General features: G+C 36.2%; 20 protein-coding genes and 1 tRNA gene. 11 read left to right on the top strand and 10 right to left on the bottom strand.

Annotated features, from left to right (window positions below; all coding sequences use genetic code 11):
- The first annotated feature begins 97 nt into the window (after window positions 1-97).
- Window positions 98-1,063: a translation elongation factor Ts gene (tsf, locus tag AEQU1_RS03640; protein WP_111878837.1), complete on the top strand. Its 966-nt coding sequence runs from the start codon at window positions 98-100 to the stop codon at window positions 1,061-1,063.
- 79 nt (window positions 1,064-1,142) lie between these two features.
- On the opposite strand, the gene AEQU1_RS03635 is transcribed toward tsf, so the two are convergent.
- A complete protein-coding gene (locus tag AEQU1_RS03635) occupies window positions 1,143-2,537 on the bottom strand; it encodes a T9SS type A sorting domain-containing protein (RefSeq protein ID WP_111878835.1) in 1,395 nt (464 codons plus the stop codon).
- Window positions 2,538-2,711: 174 nt separating this feature from the next.
- Here AEQU1_RS03635 and pyrH point away from each other — a divergent pair, with 174 nt between their 5' ends.
- From pyrH to AEQU1_RS03620, 3 genes are all read left to right on the top strand, one after another.
- The gene (gene pyrH / locus AEQU1_RS03630) at window positions 2,712-3,419 is read left to right on the top strand and encodes a UMP kinase (RefSeq protein WP_111878833.1); all 708 of its coding nucleotides are present in this window, start codon (window positions 2,712-2,714) and stop codon (window positions 3,417-3,419) included.
- Between the two features lie 56 nt (window positions 3,420-3,475).
- The gene (gene frr, locus AEQU1_RS03625; RefSeq protein ID WP_111878832.1) at window positions 3,476-4,030 is read left to right on the top strand and encodes a ribosome recycling factor; all 555 of its coding nucleotides are present in this window, start codon (window positions 3,476-3,478) and stop codon (window positions 4,028-4,030) included.
- An 87-nt stretch (window positions 4,031-4,117) separates the two neighbouring features.
- Complete coding sequence (locus AEQU1_RS03620) at window positions 4,118-5,383, top strand: DUF5686 family protein (protein WP_111878830.1); 1,266 nt, start codon at window positions 4,118-4,120, stop codon at window positions 5,381-5,383.
- A 40-nt stretch (window positions 5,384-5,423) separates the two neighbouring features.
- Here AEQU1_RS03620 and AEQU1_RS03615 read toward each other — a convergent pair whose 3' ends face one another.
- Window positions 5,424-5,720, bottom strand: a complete 297-nt coding sequence (locus tag AEQU1_RS03615) for an immunity 53 family protein (RefSeq protein ID WP_111878828.1) — start codon at window positions 5,718-5,720, stop codon at window positions 5,424-5,426.
- Between the two features lie 186 nt (window positions 5,721-5,906).
- On the opposite strand from AEQU1_RS03615, the gene AEQU1_RS03610 reads away from it, so the two are divergent.
- The 4 genes from AEQU1_RS03610 (at window position 5,907) to AEQU1_RS03595 (ending at window position 11,949) form a co-directional block, all read left to right on the top strand.
- Window positions 5,907-8,297, top strand: coding sequence for an RND family transporter (locus AEQU1_RS03610; protein WP_111878827.1), 2,391 nt, complete (start codon window positions 5,907-5,909; stop codon window positions 8,295-8,297).
- 51 nt (window positions 8,298-8,348) lie between these two features.
- Complete coding sequence (gene asnS / locus AEQU1_RS03605; protein ID WP_111878825.1) at window positions 8,349-9,791, top strand: asparagine--tRNA ligase; 1,443 nt, start codon at window positions 8,349-8,351, stop codon at window positions 9,789-9,791.
- 89 nt (window positions 9,792-9,880) lie between these two features.
- Entirely contained in the window at window positions 9,881-11,344 is a 1,464-nt protein-coding gene (gene rpoN, locus AEQU1_RS03600) for an RNA polymerase factor sigma-54 (RefSeq protein ID WP_111878823.1), read from the top strand.
- Entirely contained in the window at window positions 11,344-11,949 is a 606-nt protein-coding gene (locus AEQU1_RS03595; protein ID WP_111878822.1) for a hypothetical protein, read from the top strand. Before rpoN ends, AEQU1_RS03595 begins: the two co-directional genes overlap by 1 nt.
- On the opposite strand, the gene AEQU1_RS03590 is transcribed toward AEQU1_RS03595, so the two are convergent.
- The 8 genes from AEQU1_RS03590 to AEQU1_RS03555 all read right to left on the bottom strand — a co-directional run bounded on the left by AEQU1_RS03590 (window position 11,944) and on the right by AEQU1_RS03555 (window position 17,202).
- Window positions 11,944-12,645: an outer membrane beta-barrel protein gene (locus tag AEQU1_RS03590; protein WP_111878820.1), complete on the bottom strand. Its 702-nt coding sequence runs from the start codon at window positions 12,643-12,645 to the stop codon at window positions 11,944-11,946. The two genes, AEQU1_RS03595 and AEQU1_RS03590, sit on opposite strands and share 6 nt — an antisense overlap.
- A 100-nt stretch (window positions 12,646-12,745) precedes the next feature.
- A complete protein-coding gene (locus tag AEQU1_RS03585) occupies window positions 12,746-13,219 on the bottom strand; it encodes a biopolymer transporter ExbD (protein WP_111878818.1) in 474 nt (157 codons plus the stop codon).
- 10 nt (window positions 13,220-13,229) lie between these two features.
- Complete coding sequence (locus tag AEQU1_RS03580; protein ID WP_111878817.1) at window positions 13,230-13,856, bottom strand: biopolymer transporter ExbD; 627 nt, start codon at window positions 13,854-13,856, stop codon at window positions 13,230-13,232.
- Window positions 13,856-14,281: a hypothetical protein gene (locus AEQU1_RS03575; protein WP_111878815.1), complete on the bottom strand. Its 426-nt coding sequence runs from the start codon at window positions 14,279-14,281 to the stop codon at window positions 13,856-13,858. Before AEQU1_RS03575 ends, AEQU1_RS03580 begins: the two co-directional genes overlap by 1 nt.
- Window positions 14,282-14,294: 13 nt before the next feature.
- A complete protein-coding gene (locus AEQU1_RS03570) occupies window positions 14,295-15,104 on the bottom strand; it encodes a MotA/TolQ/ExbB proton channel family protein (protein ID WP_111878813.1) in 810 nt (269 codons plus the stop codon).
- Between the two features lie 122 nt (window positions 15,105-15,226).
- Window positions 15,227-15,314, bottom strand: a tRNA-Ser gene (locus AEQU1_RS03565).
- Window positions 15,315-15,393: 79 nt separating this feature from the next.
- On the bottom strand, window positions 15,394-16,422 hold the full coding sequence (locus AEQU1_RS03560; RefSeq protein WP_111878812.1) for an asparaginase: 1,029 nt from the start codon (window positions 16,420-16,422) through the stop codon (window positions 15,394-15,396).
- 15 nt (window positions 16,423-16,437) lie between these two features.
- The gene (locus AEQU1_RS03555; RefSeq protein WP_111878810.1) at window positions 16,438-17,202 is read right to left on the bottom strand and encodes a TatD family hydrolase; all 765 of its coding nucleotides are present in this window, start codon (window positions 17,200-17,202) and stop codon (window positions 16,438-16,440) included.
- A gap of 48 nt (window positions 17,203-17,250) precedes the next feature.
- On the opposite strand from AEQU1_RS03555, the gene AEQU1_RS03550 reads away from it, so the two are divergent.
- The 3 genes from AEQU1_RS03550 to AEQU1_RS03540 all read left to right on the top strand — a co-directional run bounded on the left by AEQU1_RS03550 (window position 17,251) and on the right by AEQU1_RS03540 (window position 20,399).
- Window positions 17,251-17,685, top strand: a complete 435-nt coding sequence (locus AEQU1_RS03550) for a TIGR02281 family clan AA aspartic protease (protein WP_181566699.1) — start codon at window positions 17,251-17,253, stop codon at window positions 17,683-17,685.
- 72 nt (window positions 17,686-17,757) lie between these two features.
- The gene (locus AEQU1_RS03545; protein WP_111878807.1) at window positions 17,758-19,764 is read left to right on the top strand and encodes a sensor histidine kinase; all 2,007 of its coding nucleotides are present in this window, start codon (window positions 17,758-17,760) and stop codon (window positions 19,762-19,764) included.
- A complete protein-coding gene (locus AEQU1_RS03540) occupies window positions 19,761-20,399 on the top strand; it encodes a response regulator transcription factor (RefSeq protein WP_111878806.1) in 639 nt (212 codons plus the stop codon). The genes AEQU1_RS03545 and AEQU1_RS03540 overlap by 4 nt, the downstream gene beginning before the upstream one ends.
- Window positions 20,400-20,422: the final 23 nt, after the last annotated feature.

Below are 20,422 nucleotides of genomic sequence, written 5' to 3'. Positions count from 1 at the left end.
TAACCGTATCTTAAAATTTAAAAGTCGTTTAGTTCTTTTCTTTATTGAAAATTTATTGAACGACTTTTTTTAATATTAAACTTAAAAATTTATACAAATGGCAAACATAACAGCCGCAGAAGTAAATAAACTGAGACAAGCCACCGGAGCTGGAATGATGGACTGTAAAAAGGCATTAGTAGAAGCAGACGGAAATATGGAAGAAGCAATTTCAATCCTTAGAAAAAAAGGACAGAAAATTGCCGAAAAGAGAGCGGATCGCGACTCTAGTGAAGGTGTTGCAACCGCAAAAGTGAACAGCGACAACACAAAAGGTGTTGCTATTTCTTTAAATTGTGAAACTGACTTTGTTGCTAAAAACGACTCATACGTTGAAATGGCAAATAAAATGGCCGAAATTGCACTAACTACTTCTTCCAAAGAAGAGTTTTTGGCTGCAGATTTTGATGGAATGACCGTTGCTGAAAAGCTAACTGAGCAAACTGGTGTTATCGGTGAGAAAATAGAAATTGGTGGTTTCGAAATTTTAGAAGCTCCATATGTAGGTTCTTATGTACACGTTAACAAAATTGCTGCTTTAACTGGTCTTTCAAAAGCAGTTGATAATGCTGAGGAGTTAACAAAAGATGTTTCTATGCAAGTTGCCTCAATGGGTGCAACTACACTTTCTTACAAAGATTTTGATGCAGAATTTGTAGCTTCTGAAACTGAAGCAAGAATCGCTGTTATTGAAAAAGATAATATTGAATTGGGTCGTTTGGGCAAAACGCTTAAAAACGTACCTAAATATATTTCAAGAGCACAATTGACTCCAGAAATTATGGCTCAGGCTGAAGCGGATGCAAAAGCTGAATTGAAAGCTGAAGGCAAGCCAGAGCAAATCTGGGATAAAATCCTTCCTGGAAAAATTGAGCGTTTCATTAGTGACAACACTACAATGGATCACGAAAAAGCGTTGCTTGACCAAAACTTCATTAAAGACGACAAAAAGAATGTTGCAGATTACGTAAAAACGTATGGCGATGTTGAAATAGTTGGCTTTAAGAGAGTTTCTTTGGCGTAAGCTTTTGAGATTTATTCTATAAAAAACGAAAAGAGGCTGATTGATTTCAGCCTCTTTTTTTATTCTCAGTTTTATATACTTATTTCTTTAAAATTTTCTTAACAACTCTTTTCCCTTCAGAAAAAATAACGACCATGTAAACCCCTGCTTTTAAACCTTCCATATTTAGCTCGGTCTTTTCAGCGAAAGGTGAAACCTCTATAATTTTTCGTCCCAAAAGATCAAATAATTCAACTTTTTCAAGCGTTGAATTTGCTTCAATGTAGATAGTATTTGAAGTAGGATTGGGATATATTGTAATTTCTGTAATTTTCAAATCTTCTACTCCCAAGTTAGTATTCACGCCAAAAATTGTTTCATAATTATTTCCCTCAAATTCTGCGGTAATGGTATAAACGCCATCTGGCCAAGTGCCATCTACAGGAAACTCCCACATTGCAGAAGCTCCAGTATAATTAGGCCAAGGTGAGGTGAAAATATAATCGTATAAAATAGAATTGTCGGGTTTTTTAACAACAATATGTGTATTGCTATCGGTTTGAATATCTCGGTAAAAAATTCGAAAATAAACCGTTTCTCCTAGTTCAAAATTTAATTCTTCGTAAGTATTTTCCACCACACCACAATCCGTATCAAAATTTGCAGAATTATGGGTTGAAAGCCGGTTTATTGAAGGCACAAAGTAATCTGGTTGATCAACAAACCAAGAGTCTGCATTCATGTTATTACACGAGCCCTCATAAGGATCTATTAAATTATTGCTTGCATCATACACTTCAAAATGTAAATGGGGAATGGTACTACTGCCAGAACTTCCCGCAGCACCTAAATATTCACCTTCGGCAACTGTATCACCAATATTTTTAGTGGTTATGGCGCCATCTTTAAAATGCCAATACCAAGCTTGCGAGCCATCTGCATGTTCTATAATAATTCCATTCCATAGCGGGTTGCCGTTGTTTACACAATTCAAATCGAAATTGCCGTCGCGTTTATCTATAATCGTTCCAGGGGCGGCAGCAACTACTTCCATAATTTCCTCTTGCATCCGCTTCCAAGGGTAAGGCCAAAGCACATAGTCTGTACCTTCGTGATTCCCGTTTACCCAATCATAAGTCCGTTCGCCACATTCATAATCCAGCAAGTGTCCATTAGGCGTTAAATCGTGATCCACTTGATTATTAACAATATAATACCCATAGTCACCAAACCCTGCTTTAGCACGTAGGGGCATAATAAATAATGGCGAGTTACCTTTTCGCTGAAATGCATTTGGGTTTTGTTGAATTATTGCATGCTTATTTAAAGCAATTTGTTGCCGCACTTCTTGTCGCTGCGAAGCAGTAATGCACTCTGTCTTCTCTATTTTTGTCAATTGAAGTGTGGGATTATTTAACGGGGTTCGTCTTCCTGTATTTTGGGAAATCATCACTGTTGATATTCCAAAAAACAAATAAAATAATGTTGTTCTCATAATATGAAATTTTAAGGATTAATAGTCTACACTATCACATCGTAAAAACTTATAAAATGTCATCACGAAATCTATTTTTTTTATTTAATAGATATTTCTTGTAAGCAACTAGTTTTTTATTTCCTTCCACCGCATCAATATTTTTCTTTATTTTTGCCCCAACAAACCCAAACTATGCATTATAAAAGAATTCTTCTAAAATTGTCCGGCGAAGCCTTAATGGGCAATCAACAGTATGGTATTGATCCCATTCGCCTTCAAGAATACGCCCACGAAATAAAACAGATCACTGAAAAAGGTGTGGAAGTGGCCATTGTTATTGGAGGGGGTAACATTTTTAGAGGTTTGTCTGGGGCCAGCAGCGGCATGGATCGTGTGCAGGGCGACCATATGGGGATGCTTGCAACCGTGATAAACGGCCTTGCACTGCAAAGCGCATTAGAGAATGAAGATGTGCCAACACGTTTGCAGAGTGCTATAAATATTAACGAAGTTGCAGAACCATTTATTCGCAGGAAAGCTATCCGCCATTTAGAAAAAGGGCGCGTGGTTATTTTTGGTGGCGGAACTGGAAATCCTTATTTTACAACAGATTCTGCAGCCGTTTTGCGAGCAATTGAAATTGGTGCCGATGTAATTTTGAAAGGAACCCGCGTAGATGGAATTTACACAAGCGATCCCGAAAAAGACAAACAGGCAACAAAATTTGATTTTATCAGTTTTGAAGATGTGTTGCAGAAAGGCTTGAAAGTAATGGACACCACAGCTTTCACCTTAAGTCAGGAAAACGAATTGCCCATTATAGTTTTCGATATGAATACTAAAGGAAATCTTTTAAAAGTTGTTTCCGGAGAAAAAATTGGCACTAAAGTGAATTTGTAAAAAATATATTTAACCTGTCACCCTGAGCGAAATCGAAGGGTTGAATTTTGAAACCTATGGAAGACGAAATAGATTTTATAATTGATGGTACGCGTGAGGCAATGGATAACGCGTTAAAACATTTAGAAAAAGAATTAATAAACATTCGCGCTGGAAAAGCTTCACCATCAATGGTTGGTGGCGTAATGGTTGATTATTACGGAAGTCAAACCCCCTTAAGCCAAGTGGCAAACGTGAGCACGCCAGACGGGATGACCATCACCATTCAGCCTTGGGAAAAAGGAATGATACCAGAAATAGAACGTGGAATCCATCTTGCTAATATTGGCTTCAACCCTATGAATAACGGAGAAAGCGTAATTATAAGCGTTCCTCCATTAACTGAGGAACGAAGGAGAGACTTGGCTAAACAGGCCAAAGCTGCTGGTGAAGAAGCAAAAATAGGCGTTCGCAACGATCGCAAAAATGCCAATAATGATTTAAAAGTACTGGAAATTTCAGAAGATTTAAAGAAAAGTCTTGAAGAGGACATTCAAGAAATGACCGATCAGCACATTAAAAAAATTGATGAAATCTTGGCTAAAAAAGAAAAAGAAATAATGACTGTGTAATGCAATTTTCGTTAAACTAAATACAATAAAGCGGCATAACAGCCGCTTTATTTTTACATTTAAGCTACTTAAAACTCACCTTTCCGAATGCGAAAACTTCTTTTTCTTGTTTTTTTTAGCCTTGGTTTTTATGTTGTTGCACAAGAGCCAGCAATACAAACTGATAAAGATTCCATTTCAAGTGTTGCCGACAAAAAAGAACATCCACTTTCATCAGGTTATTACCCTGTTGGTTTTTTTGATATTGATCTTAAAACCTTAATAAAATATAACAATTACGAATCATTTCGTTTGGGAATTGGCGGCTTAACCAATGACAAACTTTTTGAAAAATACAAACTGGGAGGTTATGTGGCTTATGGTTTTAAGGACAAAGCCCTAAAATATAGTTTAGGTGCCAGTGCCCGCGTTAATAAAGAAAAGAAAGCCTGGTTAAGTGTGTATTACGTTGATGACATAAAGGAAATTGGAACTTTTGATTTTCTAACCGATGCCCGCGTATATTCTATTTTTGAACCAAGACTGGTTAATATCATTCAATTTTACAAATACCGAAAATGGTACGCAAACATTACAAGCGAGCTTTCTCCAAAAATACTTAGTGAATTTCGGGTGGAGCATAGCAATGTGGAGAATATTGAGAGCTATTATTTTATAAAAGATGGGAGACCATATAAAGATTATCAGTTAGCTGAGGCCACAGTTTCTTTAAGGATAAGTCCGAAGACGAATTTTTTCACCAATGAAGATGGCACCAAGGAATATTTTGACGGTTTTCCTAAGATTAGTGCACAGATTACACAAGGATTTAAAGACGTTGCAGGCAGTGATTTCAACTATACCAAATTTGGTTTGAAGTTAGACTATTATATAAAACGTACCGATTTATCTTCCACCAATATTCTTTTAGAAGGTACACTGGCCACGGGCGATGTGCCTTTAACACATTTGTTTCACTCCTACCCCAATCAGCCAACAAAAGATGAAATTTTACAACGTTTTTCTGTAGCTGGAGTACAGAGTTTTGAGACAATGTATTTTGGCGAATTTTTTTCAGATAAATTGACAACTTTGCAAGTAAAGCATAGTCTTAGACGTTTTAAACTTACCGAGAAGTGGAAACCAGAACTCGTGTTAATTACACGCCACGCTTGGGGTGATATGGCAAATACTGACCGTCATTTCGGCATCCCTTTTAATACGTTGGAACATCTTTATAACGAAAGCGGTTTTGAGGTGAACAAGATTCTTTTTGGCTTTGGCCTTAGTGCTGCCTATCGCTATGGCTACTACAATCTACCAAGGTTCTCGGATAACATTTCTTTTAAGTTTACTTTTTATTTGAAGATTTAATCGGTTCTGCGTTCCCAGTTGTGAGTTGTTGACAATTGTATTAATTTTCAATTTTCTCAATCATCTCTTTAAATAACTCTAATAAAAATTTTAGTTTTCCAGCATCGCCAGAAGCGTTAAATTTTTGGTTCTCAATTTTTACACCATACCAATCGTGTGCTCCATTTTCGTTAAGTATCCATTCAATATTAATATTCGCTATTGAAGTGTTTGATATATCAATTTCAACTTCCCACCCAGGGTTGTCCAAAGTTGTGATTTGAATACCTTCACCCTGTTCCCAATCGCCGTCACAATTATTCTTAAACCAATTCTGTATCCATTCTAAAATTTCCATTTGTTTTGTGTTATGAAATTGAGTGGTTTATAATTATTAATTTTTATATGCAACATGCATATCTATTTTTTTGTTTGTAAAGCTACAAAAAGGGTTTGTTATGCTTTCACCTTTTAAAATACCACACAAAATAAATCCCCCACTAATTGGGAATACTTACCTTTGCTAATTCTATAAAAAATTGCTTTGAACAAACTTTTCAGCATTGGGTTTTGGGGCTGGGTGGCCCGCTTTATTTTACGGAATCGTACCGTGATTTTAATAGTTATTGCAGTTATCACCGTACTGCTAGCACTTCAGTGGAAAAATATGCGCTTCACATATACCGAAGCCAATCTGCTGCCAGATGATCATCCCATCAATCTTGAATACGATCAATTTCTTTCTCATTTTGGCGAAGAGGGCAACCTGATTGTTATGGGGGTGAAAGATTCCTCCATCTTTACGCCCAAAAAGTTTGCAGCTTGGAACCAACTTTCAAAAGATATTGCAAAATTCAATGAGGTAGAGCTTACGCTTTCAGTAGGCAATCTTCAAAAACTTGAAAAGAAAATTGATACCACAGGTTTTGAACTCGTCCCTTTTATAAAAGATTCCGTTTTTACGGATGCAAATCTTGCGGAATATAAAGACGAGCTATTCAACAAACTTCCTTTTTACGACGGACTAATTTACAGTCCAGACAAGCAGAGCATCCGCTCGGCCATTTATATGAAAAAGGACATTGTAAATACTGCTGCACGAAAGGATTTTGTGATTGAGGATTTGATTCCGCTAATCAAAAAATTTGAGGAAGAAACGGGCGTTAAAGTTCATACATCCGGAATGCCCTACATTCGTACGCTGAATTCGCAAAGCATTATTGATGAAATTGGACTTTTTATTGCCGGAGCACTTTTTGTTACTTCGCTTATATTTTTCTTCTTTTTCCGCTCTTGGCGCGCTACCTTTATTTCTATGTGTACTGTAATTATTGGGGTGATGTGGGCTTTCGGATTTTTAGGACTGATGCATTATGAAATTACAGTACTAACGGCTTTAATCCCTCCTTTGATAATCGTGATTGGAATTCCAAACTGTATATTCCTCATCAATAAATATCAGCAGGAGATAAAATTACACGGAAACCAAGCTAAATCATTACAACGCGTCATCACAAAAGTGGGTAACGCCACCTTGATGACTAACTTAACCACGGCTTCAGGTTTTGCCACTTTTATTTTGGTGAAGAGTGAACTGCTGAGTGAATTTGGTATTGTGGCTTCAATCAACATTGTAGCTATCTTTTTATTGAGTTTGCTTATCATCCCCATTATTTACAGCTTTATGTCGGTGCCGAAAGACAAGCACCTAAAACATTTGAACAAAACGTGGATCAACAAATTTGTAAATTGGATAGAGTGCATGGTAAAAGAGCGCCGTATCACGATCTATATTATGGCTGTTCTTCTTCTTTGTGTAAGTATTATTGGAATTTTCAACATAAAAATTTCGGGAAGTCTAATTGAGGATATGCCGAAAAACACTGGTTTTTTTGACGATATCCGCTTTTTTGAAAAGGAATACGAAGGCATTATGCCCTTAGAAATAATGGTGGATACAAAAAAACCAAAAGGCGTGATGAGCCTAGCCACTCTAAAACGTATTGACGAACTGCAGGACCATATTAAAGAAATTCCTGAGTTCGCGAAACCGCTTTCTGTGGTAGAATTAGTGAAATATTCCAAGCAGGCCTATTATAACGGCAATCCGGAATACTACCAACTTCCAAATAGCCAAGAAAAGAATTTTATACTTAGTTACGCAAAAAGCAGCAACACAAACACCAACCTATTGAATAGCTATGTGGACAGCACGGGACAGTTTGCCCGTATTACCACATTTATGAAAGACACCAAGCCAGATAGGTTTAACAATATTGAAGAAGATCTTCATAAGGAAATAAATAAGGTTTTCCCGCCAGAGCGTTATAATGTTTCGGTTACTGGAAAAGCATTGGTTTTTCAAAAAGGAACGCATTATTTGGTAAATAATTTAATCCTTTCGCTTTCACTAGCCATTTTCTTAATTGCTTTATTTATGGCGTGGATGTTCCGAAGTTTTAAAATGATTTTAATTTCGTTGATTCCAAATCTTCTTCCATTAATTATAACGGCTGGGGTAATGGGTTTTGTAAGCGTTCCCATAAAACCGTCTACTATTTTGGTATTTAGCATTGCGTTTGGAATATCGGTGGATGATACTATTCACTTCCTCGCAAAATACAGACAAGAACTGATAGCCAACAACTGGAAAATAAAGAAGTCTGTATATGCAGCACTCCGCGAGAGCACGGTAAGCATGTTTTATACTTCAATAGTGCTTTTCTTTGGATTTTCAGTGTTTACTATTTCCAGTTTTGGAGGCACAGTGGCTTTAGGGGCATTGGTCTCAATGACGTTACTTTTTGCGATGCTTTCCAATCTTTTACTCCTTCCAACGCTTCTACTTTCGCTAGAAAGAAGTATTGCAAATAAGGAAACGATGAAAAAACCTGCAATCGAGATTTTGACGGATGATGAAGAAGATGTTTCATAATTCTCAATTCAGAATTAAAAAAATTATATTTGCTCTTCTTAAAAAACGACCATGCAAGACAAGACTATAGATGAATTGTTGAAAACCGAACCGACCCATCACGATGTAATTGTTAGCGGTTGGGTACGCTCTTTTAGAAGCAACAGGTTCATAGCTTTAAATGACGGATCTACCATAAAAACGCTACAATGTGTAGTGGATTTTGAAAATTTTGAAGAAGAAATTCTAAAAAAAATAACCGTTGGTGCTGCAATTGAAGTTTCTGGTATTTTAGTAGAAAGCCAAGGACAGGGCCAAACGGTGGAAATACAGGTTTCAAAATTGACTATTTTAGGAGAAGCAAATCCGGAAGATGTTAAACTTACTATCCTTTCACCAAAAAGACATTCGTTGGAAACGTTGCGCGAGCAAGCCCATTTGCGAATCCGCACCAATACATTTGGCGCCGTGATGCGAACGCGTTCTAAACTGGCTTTCGCGGTTCACGAATATTTTCAGAAAAACGGATTTAACTATATGCACGCGCCCATCATTACGGGAAGTGATGCGGAGGGTGCTGGGGAAATGTTTCGCGTTTCAGCTTTGGATGCTAAAAATCCGCCGCTTGATGAAAACGGAAATGTAAATTATAAAGAAGATTTCTTCGAAAAAGAAACCAATCTTACGGTTAGCGGCCAATTGGAAGCTGAAACCTATGCAATGGCGCTTGGCAAAGTTTATACTTTCGGTCCAACTTTTAGGGCCGAAAACTCAAACACGAGTCGCCACTTGGCAGAATTTTGGATGATTGAGCCAGAAGTTGCTTTCAATGATTTGGATGCGAACATGGATTTAGCGGAAGATTTTATAAAGTATGTAGTAAACTACGCTTTAGAAAACTGTGCCGATGATCTTGAATTTCTTGAAAACCGTTTGCTTGAAGAAGAAAAGAACAAGCCCCAGGACGAACGCAGCGAAATGAATCTTCGTGAAAAACTTCGTTTTATACTGGAAAACAATTTTAAACGGGTAAGCTATACTGAAGCGATAGAAATTTTAAAACGCTCCAAGCCAAACCAAAAGAAAAAATTCAAATATATTATTGATGAATGGGGTGCAGATCTTCAAAGCGAGCACGAGCGATTTTTGGTTGAAAAGCACTTTAAATGTCCGGTCATTCTTTTTGATTACCCCGCAAATATAAAATCCTTTTATATGCGTTTAAATGATGACGGTAAAACCGTTCGTGCAATGGACGTACTTTTTCCAGGGATTGGAGAAATTGTTGGCGGTTCACAACGTGAAGAACGTTATGATGTGTTGCTACAAAAAATGAAGACCATGAACATTGACGAAAAAGAATTGTATTGGTATTTGGATCTTCGCAAGTTTGGAACAGCTGTGCACAGTGGTTTTGGACTTGGTTTTGAGCGTTTGGTTCAGTTTACTACAGGAATGGGCAACATTCGGGATGTAATTCCTTACCCAAGAACTCCCGGCAACGCAGAATTCTAATCAAAATAACATAAGATTGTATTAAAACTGGTTACTTCATTATTTTAGTAGCTGGTTTTTTTTAACTTTATGAGGTAGTAAATAGAACCATGTTAAAGCAGCAATTAAATTTTAAACTTTCTCAAAAATTATCGCCTCAACAGATACAGTTGATGAAGATGATACAATTGCCCACGCAAGCCTTTGAGCAGCGTATTTCTCAAGAATTAGAGGAAAATCCAGCTTTGGAGGGCGGAAAAGAGGAAAGCGATGAGTTTGATGATGAATTTAACAACGACGAGTTTGACGATAATTATGACGAAGGCAACGAAGTAATAGAAACGGATATAAACGTTGACGATTACTTAAGCGATGACGAAGTGCCAAGTTACAAGCTTTCGGCAAATAACTACAGCGCAGATGATGAGGAACGGCAAATGCCTTATGCCGCAGGGACTTCGTTCACCCAGAATTTGATGCAACAATTGAGCACGTATCGCATGGACGATGAGGAAGAGGAGATAGCAACCTTTTTGGTTGGCAGTGTTGATGAAAGCGGCTATATACGTCGCGAGCTTCAGGATATCGTTGATGACTTGGCTTTCACACAAAATGTTTACACTACAATAGAGAAGGTTAAAAAAGTGCTAAAAATAGTTCAAGAGTTGGATCCTGCGGGTGTGGCGGCTCGTGATCTTCAAGAGTGTTTATTGATTCAGTTAGAGCGAAAAGAGCATAATCCAGCTGTTGCTTTGGCAATTGAGATTATAGAAGACTCTTTTGATCATTTCAGCAAAAAGCATTACAAAAAGCTTATTCAAAAGTTTGATATTACTGAAGATCAACTGCGCGATGCTATTCATGAAATTGAAGGACTTAATCCTAAACCTGGCGGAACCTATTCGGGAAACAATAGAATTGTAGAACATGTAGTTCCCGATTTTGCAATAAAGATCGTTGATGGCGAATTGGATTTAACTTTAAACGGAAGAAACGCTCCCGAACTTCATGTGAGCCACGATTATACAAATATGTTGAAGGGCTACAAAGAATCGAAAGATAAATCTAAAGCGCAAAAAGATGCTGTGATGTTTATTAAGCAAAAACTGGATGCTGCAAAATGGTTTATAGACGCTATTAAACAACGCCAGCAGACGCTCTTTGTGACTATGAATGCAATTATGCACTATCAGGAAGAATTCTTTTTATCGGGTGATGAGCGCAAGCTGAGACCCATGATATTGAAAGATATTGCAGATGAAATTCATATGGACGTTTCAACTGTTTCACGAGTTGCGAATAGTAAATATGTAGACACACCCTACGGAACAAAGTTGATAAAGGAATTTTTTAGTGAGTCAATGAAAAATGATCAGGGGGAAGATGTTTCGACAAAGGAAATCAAGAAAATTCTAGAGATAACCATTTCCGAAGAAAACAAAAGAAAGCCGCTTACAGATGATAAATTAGCTAAGATTTTATTAGAAAAAGGATATCCTATTGCACGACGCACCATTGCAAAATATAGGGAACAATTAGACTTGCCAGTAGCACGGCTTAGAAAGGAAATTTAATGAGACTATTTCTTAAAGCTGCTTCCTATATTTTTCATCCACTATTGATTCCACTTTTTGGAACCATTCTTTATTTTATAGTTACACCGCGATATTTAGATTTTCAATTGGTGCGTGTAAATATTTTTGCAATTATTATTATAACTATTCTAATCCCAATTGTTATATTTTTTCTCCTTAAAAACTTAAGAGTTGTTGAAACCATTTATTTAAAGGAAGTAAACGAACGCAAGTTTCCATTGATGATTCAATGCATTCTTCTGTTGCTTATCATTAAAATGGTTTTTGATCCGTATGACGATCCCGAACTTTATAACTTTTTTGTCGGTATTTTATTTTCAGCATTTAGTGCATTAGTACTGGTGTTTTTTAAAGTTAAAGTGAGTTTGCACCAAATGGGAGTTGCCGGTATTTTAATGTTCATCATTGGATTAAGCGCCCATTTCAAAATAAATCTTTTGATCTCAATAAGCTTTTTTCTATTTGTAAATGGCTGGGTTGCATCTTCGCGATTAGAGAATGATTCGCATACATATCCAGAACTCGGGATTGGCATTTTATTGGGGACATTACCCCAGTTGATTCTTTTCAATAATTGGTTATAGAATATAGAACATCAAACCAACTTTAAGGGTTCTAAAATCTACTTTTTCACCATCTGTTGTTATTGCATCTTTGAAGAAAGGGTTAATACTATAAGATGCAAAAAAATTAAAAGTATTATACCCAAGGCTTAATGTAGCAGCCATGCGAAGCCTATCAAATTCTGGAATTTTTGTTTGGCTAATATTATTTCCAGACTGTTTAAAGGTGGCTTTATACCAATAAGCATATCCAACTCTAAAACCGGCATAAACTCTCCAAAATTTATAGTTTGTAGGAGTAGAGCTTCTCCATCTTAACTCAATGGGAGCTTCAACTACGGCCGTATTAAAACGATTTCGAGTATATTCTACATTATTTAAAACACGAAATATTGTTTCACCATTAGGAGTTTCCCCTATTAAAAGGTTTTGTCCAAATTGATCTATAGATATACCACCACCAAGAGCGACAGCAATTGTGCGTTTTTCATTAATGGGCATATCGCGTAAAAAACCAAACTGAAATCCTCCGGAAAGTCCACGAATGCTTGCTCCTGAAGGAAGGTTTAAAAGCACATTATAGGTAACACCTACATAAAACTGATCTTCTCTATATAAGGAATCAGCGACAGCGGGCTGAATGGTATCTTGGGCTATTCCATTAAAGGAAACAAAGCCTAAAAATATGGTAACACATAATTTAAACACCTTTTGCATACCTATAAAGATAAATGTATTTTCAAAATAAGCAAAAAAAAACGCCTTGATCCCGAAACCTAGGAGCAAGGCGTTTTCAAATTAAAATCGAATAATCAGTCTATTGGTTTATTTCATTTCCAGGAGTGGTAATATAAATAATCTTCAACATATTAAGATCACGTAATTCCTGTTTAATGTCTGTAACCATCCCAGTATTTGTCTTTTCATCAACCTTAAGCGCAACCATTACTTTATCCTGTAGTTCAGGAAGTAGTTTTTCTCGTGCTTCGGTTAATGCAAACTTAATATTGGTAATATCAGTGTATTTATCACCAATCTGTATTTTAGGCTCTGAACCATATTTGTCCACATATCTGGAACTTGGTTTTCCTGCATAAATATATACAGATCGATCTTTTTTCAATTTCTCAACCTGATCTGCTTTTGGCAATTTGTTCTGAACAAGCAAATTGTCATCACGCAATACTGTTACCACCATAAAAAAGAATAGTAACATAAATACAATATCCGGAAGGGATGCTGTGTTTACGGGAGGTAATTCGTTGCTTTTTTTCTTTGTGAATTTTGACATACTCTTATTGTTATTGTCCAGATTTTTTAGGTTCTGCTTCAGAGAGTTTTAAAGGAAATAATTTTTGAACTTCTTCTAATTGTTTCTGAAGTGCTTCTTTAGTTGCTTCTCCTTTTATTTTTCCTTCATCAAGATCTTTGGTCTTTTCAGTAAACTTCCATCCATAAAGCCTTTGTGACTCTCTATCTCTCAAAAAGTTATATGCTGCTACCAATTCATTCTGTACAGCAATATACATCTTGTAAGAAGTAAGCCTGTCGTTCTGTACAGAAATTACAGCTTTATCTGGGTTATCTGAAGATTCTGGATTTCTTTTACCCTTGCAATAATTGCAATATTCTGGGCTTCCAGATGATGCTCCTCCATTATCAAGAAAAGCGATTGCGGCCTGACGAAGATCTTTGAGTTCCATCAATTCTTCCTCAACCAACAATTGATCGTTCCTGTTTACATTTACAATAAACAAGTTTTTTTCTTTGATTTTTGGCGGGTCAACAACATCTTCCTTTGGCGGCAACTGTCTCGCGATACCCTTGTCTTTTTCAATGGTAGTTGTTACCAAGAAAAAGATAAGTAGTAGGAAAGCGATGTCCGCCATAGACCCTGCGTTTACTTCGGGTGTTGCTCTTCTTGCCATTATTTAGTTACTTTTTTAATTCCGCTGAAAACCATTGCTCCAACAGCTATTACTGCTAATATATAAAAAGCATATAATCCTGTTCCAACCCATTTTGAACCACTTGCTGAAATGGTCGAGCCATCTTGCAATTCCATTGCATTTCCATCTGCTAAAACGTATGATATAACTCCTATAAGTAGAAAAGCCCCTACTGATATCAGCGTATTTTTGATGTTTCCTTCGAAAATTCCTTTTATTACGAAGAATAGAACAAAAACAATTGTAATAGCAAATGTTATATAAGCAACATACAAGAAACCATCAACTCCTTCACCAGTTGCAGTTACAGCCGTATCACCTTTAGCGATGATCATTGCAAGAAAAATAATCCCTGCAACGCTAAGAAGCAATGCTACTATTTTTAAAATTTTATGTAATGCCATCTTGTGGTTTATTTTAGATTTTGTTTTTTGTTTTGTAGTCGAACAACATGTCGATCAAAGTGATAGAAGCGTCTTCCATACTGTTAACGATACTATCAATTTTAGCAATAATATAATTATAGAAAATTTGAAGTATAATAGCCACGATCAAACCGAATACGGTTGTTAAAAGTGCTACTTTAATACCACCTGCCACAAGAGAAGGGTTCATATCACCCGCTGCCTGAATTTTATCAAATGCAATAATCATCCCGATTACTGTACCCATGAAACCAAGCATTGGAGCCAATGCAATAAAAAGGGATATCCAAGAAACGTTCTTTTCCAATTGTCCCATTTGTACACCACCGTATGCAACAACTGCCTTTTCAGCAATGTCAATACCTTCGTGGGCACGATCTAGGCCTTGATAATAGATTGAGGCAACAGGACCTTTTGTGTTTCTGCACACTTCTTTAGCAGCTTCAATACCACCACTGTTTAAAGCGTCTTCAACATCCTGAGCCAATTTTTGGGTATTTGTTGTAGAAAGATTAAGGTATATAATTCTTTCAATAGCAATTGCCAATCCAAGAATTAAACACAATAGAACGATCCCCATAAATCCGGGACCACCTTCTACGAAACGATCTTTTAACTCTTGGTGAAATCCTTTTGCAGGTTCGGCAGCTGGAGCCGTTTCATCTTGAATAATAGAAACTGTAGCTGCTGTTACCAGAGCTTGTGAACTGGTTGGCAAAGTTTGCGCTGTTGCAGCGTTCGCGTTTAACGTGCCTACAAAAACGATTGCGGCAACCGCCATAATAGAAAATAATTTTTTCATTGCTATCGACTTAAAGTTTGTTTTTAGTTAAAGGTTTAAAGATATAAAATAATTTAGTTAATCTGCAAGAATATTAATTGACTCTATATAATCGAGTGTTATAATAAACTAAAAGTTTGTTGCAGAGAGGAAGGGATTCGAACCCTCGATACGCTTGTGGCGTATACACGCTTTCCAGGCGTGCGCCTTCGACCGCTCGGCCACCTCTCTATTAATTTCAGCCATTTTTTGAATGGAGTGCCAAATATCAAAAAAAAAACAACGCTATAAAATTATTTAAGAGGTTAATTTATTGCATTTCTCCACGCAAAGAGGTTTCGAATATGGTTTTGAAGCTGTTAGCCGAAATTTTTTGTCCTAACAAATACATTAATTTTGCCAAAGCAGCTTCAGTAGTGCAGTCTTTCCCGCTTATAACACCTATTTTTTTAAGTTCTGTACTAGTTTCATAAAGCCCCATATTCACACTTCCGCCAGAACATTGCGTTACATTGATTACAGGAATTCCTTTTTTTATTACTTTTTTGAGTGAATTTATAAACCATTCTGCATTGGTAACGTTTCCGCTTCCGTAGGTTTCAAGCACCAATCCTTTTATTTCTGGGTATTCAAAAAGATATTTTATGGTTGCTTCATCTATTCCTGGAAACATTTTTACCAAGAGAATATTCCGCTCCAACATTTTGTGGACTTTTAACTTTTTTCTCCGGTTAGGGCGGTAAAGAGCTTCATTATTTACAACTAAATGAACGCCACTTTGCACCAAATCTGGATAATTTAGCGAGGCGAAAGCTTCAAAATGTTCTGCGTTTATTTTCGTTGTTCTGTTTGCCCTATATAATTTGTATTCAAAATACAGACAAACTTCAGCAATTTTTGAAACTCCTTTTTCCTGAAGTGAAGCAATCTGTATTGAGGTAATTAAATTTTCTTTTGCGTCTGTTCTTAAATCCCCAATGGGTAATTGCGAACCTGTGAAAACGACGGGTTTGCCTAAATTCTCCAACATAAAACTCAAGGCTGAAGCTGTGTAACTCATGGTATCACTGCCGTGAAGTACTACAAAGCCGTCCATTTTTTCATAGTTATCTTCAATAATTGTTGCAATATCTATCCAATACTTTGGATTCATATTGGAACTATCTATAGGCTTTGGGAATGTAGTGGTTGTAATGTGGCAGTCCAACAGTTTAAGTTCGGGGATATGATTCAACAATTCATTAAAATTGAAATTGCGCAGTGCGCCTGTTTCAAAATCTTTTATCATCCCGATAGTTCCGCCGGTATATATAAGGAGTATGTTTGGTTTTTTTGTCATATTTATTATGCCTTTTTATATACCAAAAACTGCTTTTGAATTTTTAGTGGTTATGTGCGCTATTTCTTCTTCCGAGACATTGTAAATCTCCGAAAGCTTTTTAGAAACCAATTCCAAATAACTGCTTTCATTGCGTTTTCCGCGGAAAGGCGCTGGGGCAAGATAGGGCGAATCTGTTTCCAAAACGATGTTCTCTAGAGGAATTTGGTTCAAGAAAGTATCAATTTTTCCATTTTTGAAGGTAACAACACCGCCAATGCCCAGTTTCATATTATAAGAGATTGCTTTTTCTGCCTGTTCAAAAGTTCCAGTGAAACAGTGAAAGATTCCAAAGAGATCCTCACTTTTCTCGGTTTCTAGCACTTCAAAAATTTCATCAAACGCATCGCGGCAGTGAATGACAATGGGCAATTTAAACTTCTTTGCCAATTGAATTTGCCTTCTGAAAGCTATTTTTTGGATTTCCAAAGTAGATTTATCCCAATAAAGATCAATGCCTATTTCGCCCACCGCATAAAAGTTTCTTTTTTTGAATTGTTCCTCAACATGTGCCAATTCCTCCACAAAATTTTCTTTTACTGAAGTTGGGTGCAAGCCCATCATTAAAAAAACATTTTCTGGATATTCCTTTTCCAAAGCATACATGGATTCTGTATAAGCGGAATCTATAGCTGGAATGAAAAAACGTTTTACATCTTTATCAAAAGCGCGCTGCATCATTTCTTTGCGGTCTTCGGCAAAGGCATCGCTATACAAATGTGTGTGTGTGTCTGTCAACATAGGTGCAAAGCTACTTATTTTGTTTACTATCTTTACACAAAAAAGTTGATGCAATTACGCGAATTTATTGAAGCTCAAGAATTTTATCGTGTTCCACTGAAAATGCTTGCTACGGGCCACTATCTTTTTTCAGCAAAAATAAATGGTGTTTTGGGCGATTTTATACTGGATACAGGCGCTTCCACAAGTTGTGTAGGCTTTACTGATAGCGCCCATTTTTTGTTGATAAGCGAAGAAAGTATCATTAAAGCCGCGGGAGCTGGTGCTGTAAATATGGAAACCATGCTTTCTAGAGGAAATGTGTTCAGCATAAAGAACTGGAAAATAAAAAATATGGATTTTGTGCTTTTTGACCTCTCGCATGTTAACGAAGCACTTTCACAAGTAAATGAAAAACCTGTGCATGGTATTATTGGCGCAGATTTTTTAAAACAGCACCGAGCAGTGATTGATTATGGCAGAAATTGTTTTTACTTAAAATAGAATGCTTTTCAGATATGGTTTATTTCCAATAATTTAAGTACTTTTATCTTCACTCCAGATAATTCAGCGGTATTGAAAAAATTATTGGTTTTACTTTTTATAATTACACTTTATCCTCTCTCAGGATACTGCCAAGATGTTTCATATTTTGAAAAAATTGTAAACACAACTCGTGACAAATCCCTAAAATTAGCAGCATTGGACAGCCTGTTAATTCGAACTTTTTCAACAAATCCAGAATATTTTATTAATTATAGCCTTGAATATATAAGTTTGGCTCAGGAAATAGACAGCATTGAGTGGGCCGCCAAAAAGGCAATGAATCTTCAGAATCCTCTTACCAATTATGCAAACGATCCGCTAAATGCGATAACAATAATAAATAGTGTGCTCGCCCGAAAGTACAAGATAAAAGACAGCCTATTGCTAGGAGGACTCTACATAAAACGCGGAAAAGCCAACACAAAAGTTGATCTCAAAAAAGCGATTGAAGACTATAATCTCGCTCTTAAAAATTTTTCGTCCATAGATTCTTTAAATATAGCGGACACTTATCTTTTTAGGGGTCAAGCAAATTCACAATTGGGAAAATTTGTTTTGGCTGGTGAAGATTTCACAGAAGCTTATACCATTTACGAGGCCAAAAAGGAATACACCTATATGGTTTTTGCACAGGAAGGCGTCATCACTATGTTCAGTATGAATGGTTTTTATGAAAAAGCCATGAAAGAGAGAAATGCTCTTATTGAAAAGATGAAGGGTTTAAACCTAAATTCATTTTTACCAAACGAATATTATAATCAAGCATTGGATTACAAAAAGATGAACGAGCGTGATTTGGAGTATAAATCACTGCTTTTAGCAGAAAAACTTTTTGATAAAAAAGCTTCAGATAAATCTATTTTTATAGGCATCCACTCACGTCTTATTGAATACTATTGTGAACACAATCAAATTATAGAAGCAAAAAAACATTTGGATCTCATAGAAAATCTGGATTTTGATTTTTCCAGAAATCCTTCTGCCATGCTCAACTATCTTGGCGGAAAGGCCAAATATCTGCAATCTACAGGAAAGTATGACGAAGCATTAGCTCTCGCAAAGGAAAAACTGGATGTTGCTAAAAAATTAGGCATGGAAGACGAAATAATGGGCTCTTATTCCTTTTTGTCTGAAATATATTTTGAAGTAGGCGATTATAAAAAAAGCGTGGAATATAACCAAGCTTCTAACGCCATAAAAGATTCTATCTACAATAGAAGTACCGCAAACGCACTTGCTTATTATCAAACGCTGTACGAAACAGAAAAAAAAGAAAAGGAACTGGTTGAAAAGACATCAAACATTACCTTGCTTGAAAAGGACAATGAAAGTTTCAAGAAAGCAATGCTTTTTGGAGGAATTGCAATTTTGTTGGGATTTGGGGTAATATTGTTATACCGTAATCAAAGACATTTAAAAAGTAATAAAATTTTACAGGAAAAATTCAGTCAAGAATTACTGGTTTCACAGGAAGGAGAACGAAGAAGAATATCAAAAGATCTACACGACGGTATTGGCCAGCAACTATTGGTTATCAAAAACAAACTTATTGCAAGCGGTGATGAGGATACAAAAAAGATGGTGGATTATACTATAGAAGAAATACGTACCATTTCCCGAGACCTGCACCCTTTCCAACTTCAGGAACTAGGCATCACTAAAGCAATTGAATACACTATTAATTTAATAGACGAAAATACAACACTTTTCATTTCAGCCGAAATTGACAATATTGACGATATATTTTCAAAAGAAGACGAGGTAAATATTTATAGAATTATTCAAGAAAGTCTCAGTAATATACTGAAACATGCACACGCCGAAGCGGGCAAGGTTTCCGTGAAAAAATTCACAAACAATATTCTTATTTCAATCCGTGACAACGGGGTGGGCTTTGACTTTACAGAAAAATACCAAGATGTAAAATCTTTGGGCTTAAAAACACTTTTAGAACGCACTAAATTTTTAAAAGGCCAAATGAAAGTAACCTCAAAAAAAGACACAGGCACCATCCTTGAATTTCAATTTCCTTTATGACTAAAACTACACCATCCATTATTATTGCAGATGATCATCCACTTCTTTTAAAAGGTTTAAGCGATTTTTTAATTGAGAAAGGTTTCAATTTATTGGGAAGTGGCAAAGACGGCAGGGAAGCATATAATTTAATAATTCAAAATGAACCTGACATTGCCATATTGGACATTCAGATGCCCTATATGTCCGGACTTGAAATTGCTCAAAAATGTAAAACTATTGATATTGAAACAAAAATAGTTTTAATAACCCTTCATAAAGAAAAAGAACTCTACCAAAAGGCACAGGAGCTTAATATTTTTGGATATATTCTGAAAGAGTTTGCTCTTGAGGAAATTGAAAACTGTATCAAAACCGTTACTGAGGGGGTTCCCTTTTTCAGTGAAAAAATAAAAGAACTTATTGGTGTTGTTTTATTTGAAGACAGCGATTTGAACACACTTACTCCTTCAGAAAAAAAGATTTTAAAGTTAATAGCTCAAGACAAGACTAATAAAGAAATTGCATCGCAACTCTTCATTTCTTACCGCACAGTAGAAAAACACCGAAGTAATATTATTACAAAACTCAACATTGAACCCAAAACAAACAGTCTACTTATCTGGGCGAAAGAACATCATAAAAAGCTGCTTTAGAAATATTTAAAAGTAAAAACACG

Origin of the sequence: Aequorivita sp. CIP111184 (genome assembly GCF_900489465.1) — a bacterium.
Lineage (GTDB): Bacteria > Bacteroidota > Bacteroidia > Flavobacteriales > Flavobacteriaceae > Aequorivita.
Note: the sequence above shows the minus strand (reverse complement) of the source record. Positions and strands in the feature narration are given on the sequence as shown.

Bases quoted from the DNA above. Each gene is read 5' to 3' on its own strand.
- AEQU1_RS03560 (WP_111878812.1), bottom strand. From the start codon at position 16,422: ATGACAAAAAAACCAAACATACTCCTTATATATACCGGCGGAACTATC.
- rpoN (WP_111878823.1), top strand. From the start codon at position 9,881: ATGTTAAAGCAGCAATTAAATTTTAAACTTTCTCAAAAATTATCGCCT.
- AEQU1_RS03620 (WP_111878830.1), top strand. From the start codon at position 4,118: ATGCGAAAACTTCTTTTTCTTGTTTTTTTTAGCCTTGGTTTTTATGTT.
- AEQU1_RS03575 (WP_111878815.1), bottom strand. From the start codon at position 14,281: ATGGCATTACATAAAATTTTAAAAATAGTAGCATTGCTTCTTAGCGTT.
- AEQU1_RS03555 (WP_111878810.1), bottom strand. From the start codon at position 17,202: ATGTTGACAGACACACACACACATTTGTATAGCGATGCCTTTGCCGAA.
- frr (WP_111878832.1), top strand. From the start codon at position 3,476: ATGGAAGACGAAATAGATTTTATAATTGATGGTACGCGTGAGGCAATG.
- AEQU1_RS03590 (WP_111878820.1), bottom strand. From the start codon at position 12,645: ATGCAAAAGGTGTTTAAATTATGTGTTACCATATTTTTAGGCTTTGTT.
- AEQU1_RS03585 (WP_111878818.1), bottom strand. From the start codon at position 13,219: ATGTCAAAATTCACAAAGAAAAAAAGCAACGAATTACCTCCCGTAAAC.
- pyrH (WP_111878833.1), top strand. From the start codon at position 2,712: ATGCATTATAAAAGAATTCTTCTAAAATTGTCCGGCGAAGCCTTAATG.
- AEQU1_RS03570 (WP_111878813.1), bottom strand. From the start codon at position 15,104: ATGAAAAAATTATTTTCTATTATGGCGGTTGCCGCAATCGTTTTTGTA.
- tsf (WP_111878837.1), top strand. From the start codon at position 98: ATGGCAAACATAACAGCCGCAGAAGTAAATAAACTGAGACAAGCCACC.
- asnS (WP_111878825.1), top strand. From the start codon at position 8,349: ATGCAAGACAAGACTATAGATGAATTGTTGAAAACCGAACCGACCCAT.
- AEQU1_RS03580 (WP_111878817.1), bottom strand. From the start codon at position 13,856: ATGGCAAGAAGAGCAACACCCGAAGTAAACGCAGGGTCTATGGCGGAC.
- AEQU1_RS03550 (WP_181566699.1), top strand. From the start codon at position 17,251: ATGCAATTACGCGAATTTATTGAAGCTCAAGAATTTTATCGTGTTCCA.
- AEQU1_RS03540 (WP_111878806.1), top strand. From the start codon at position 19,761: ATGACTAAAACTACACCATCCATTATTATTGCAGATGATCATCCACTT.
- AEQU1_RS03635 (WP_111878835.1), bottom strand. From the start codon at position 2,537: ATGAGAACAACATTATTTTATTTGTTTTTTGGAATATCAACAGTGATG.
- AEQU1_RS03615 (WP_111878828.1), bottom strand. From the start codon at position 5,720: ATGGAAATTTTAGAATGGATACAGAATTGGTTTAAGAATAATTGTGAC.
- AEQU1_RS03595 (WP_111878822.1), top strand. From the start codon at position 11,344: ATGAGACTATTTCTTAAAGCTGCTTCCTATATTTTTCATCCACTATTG.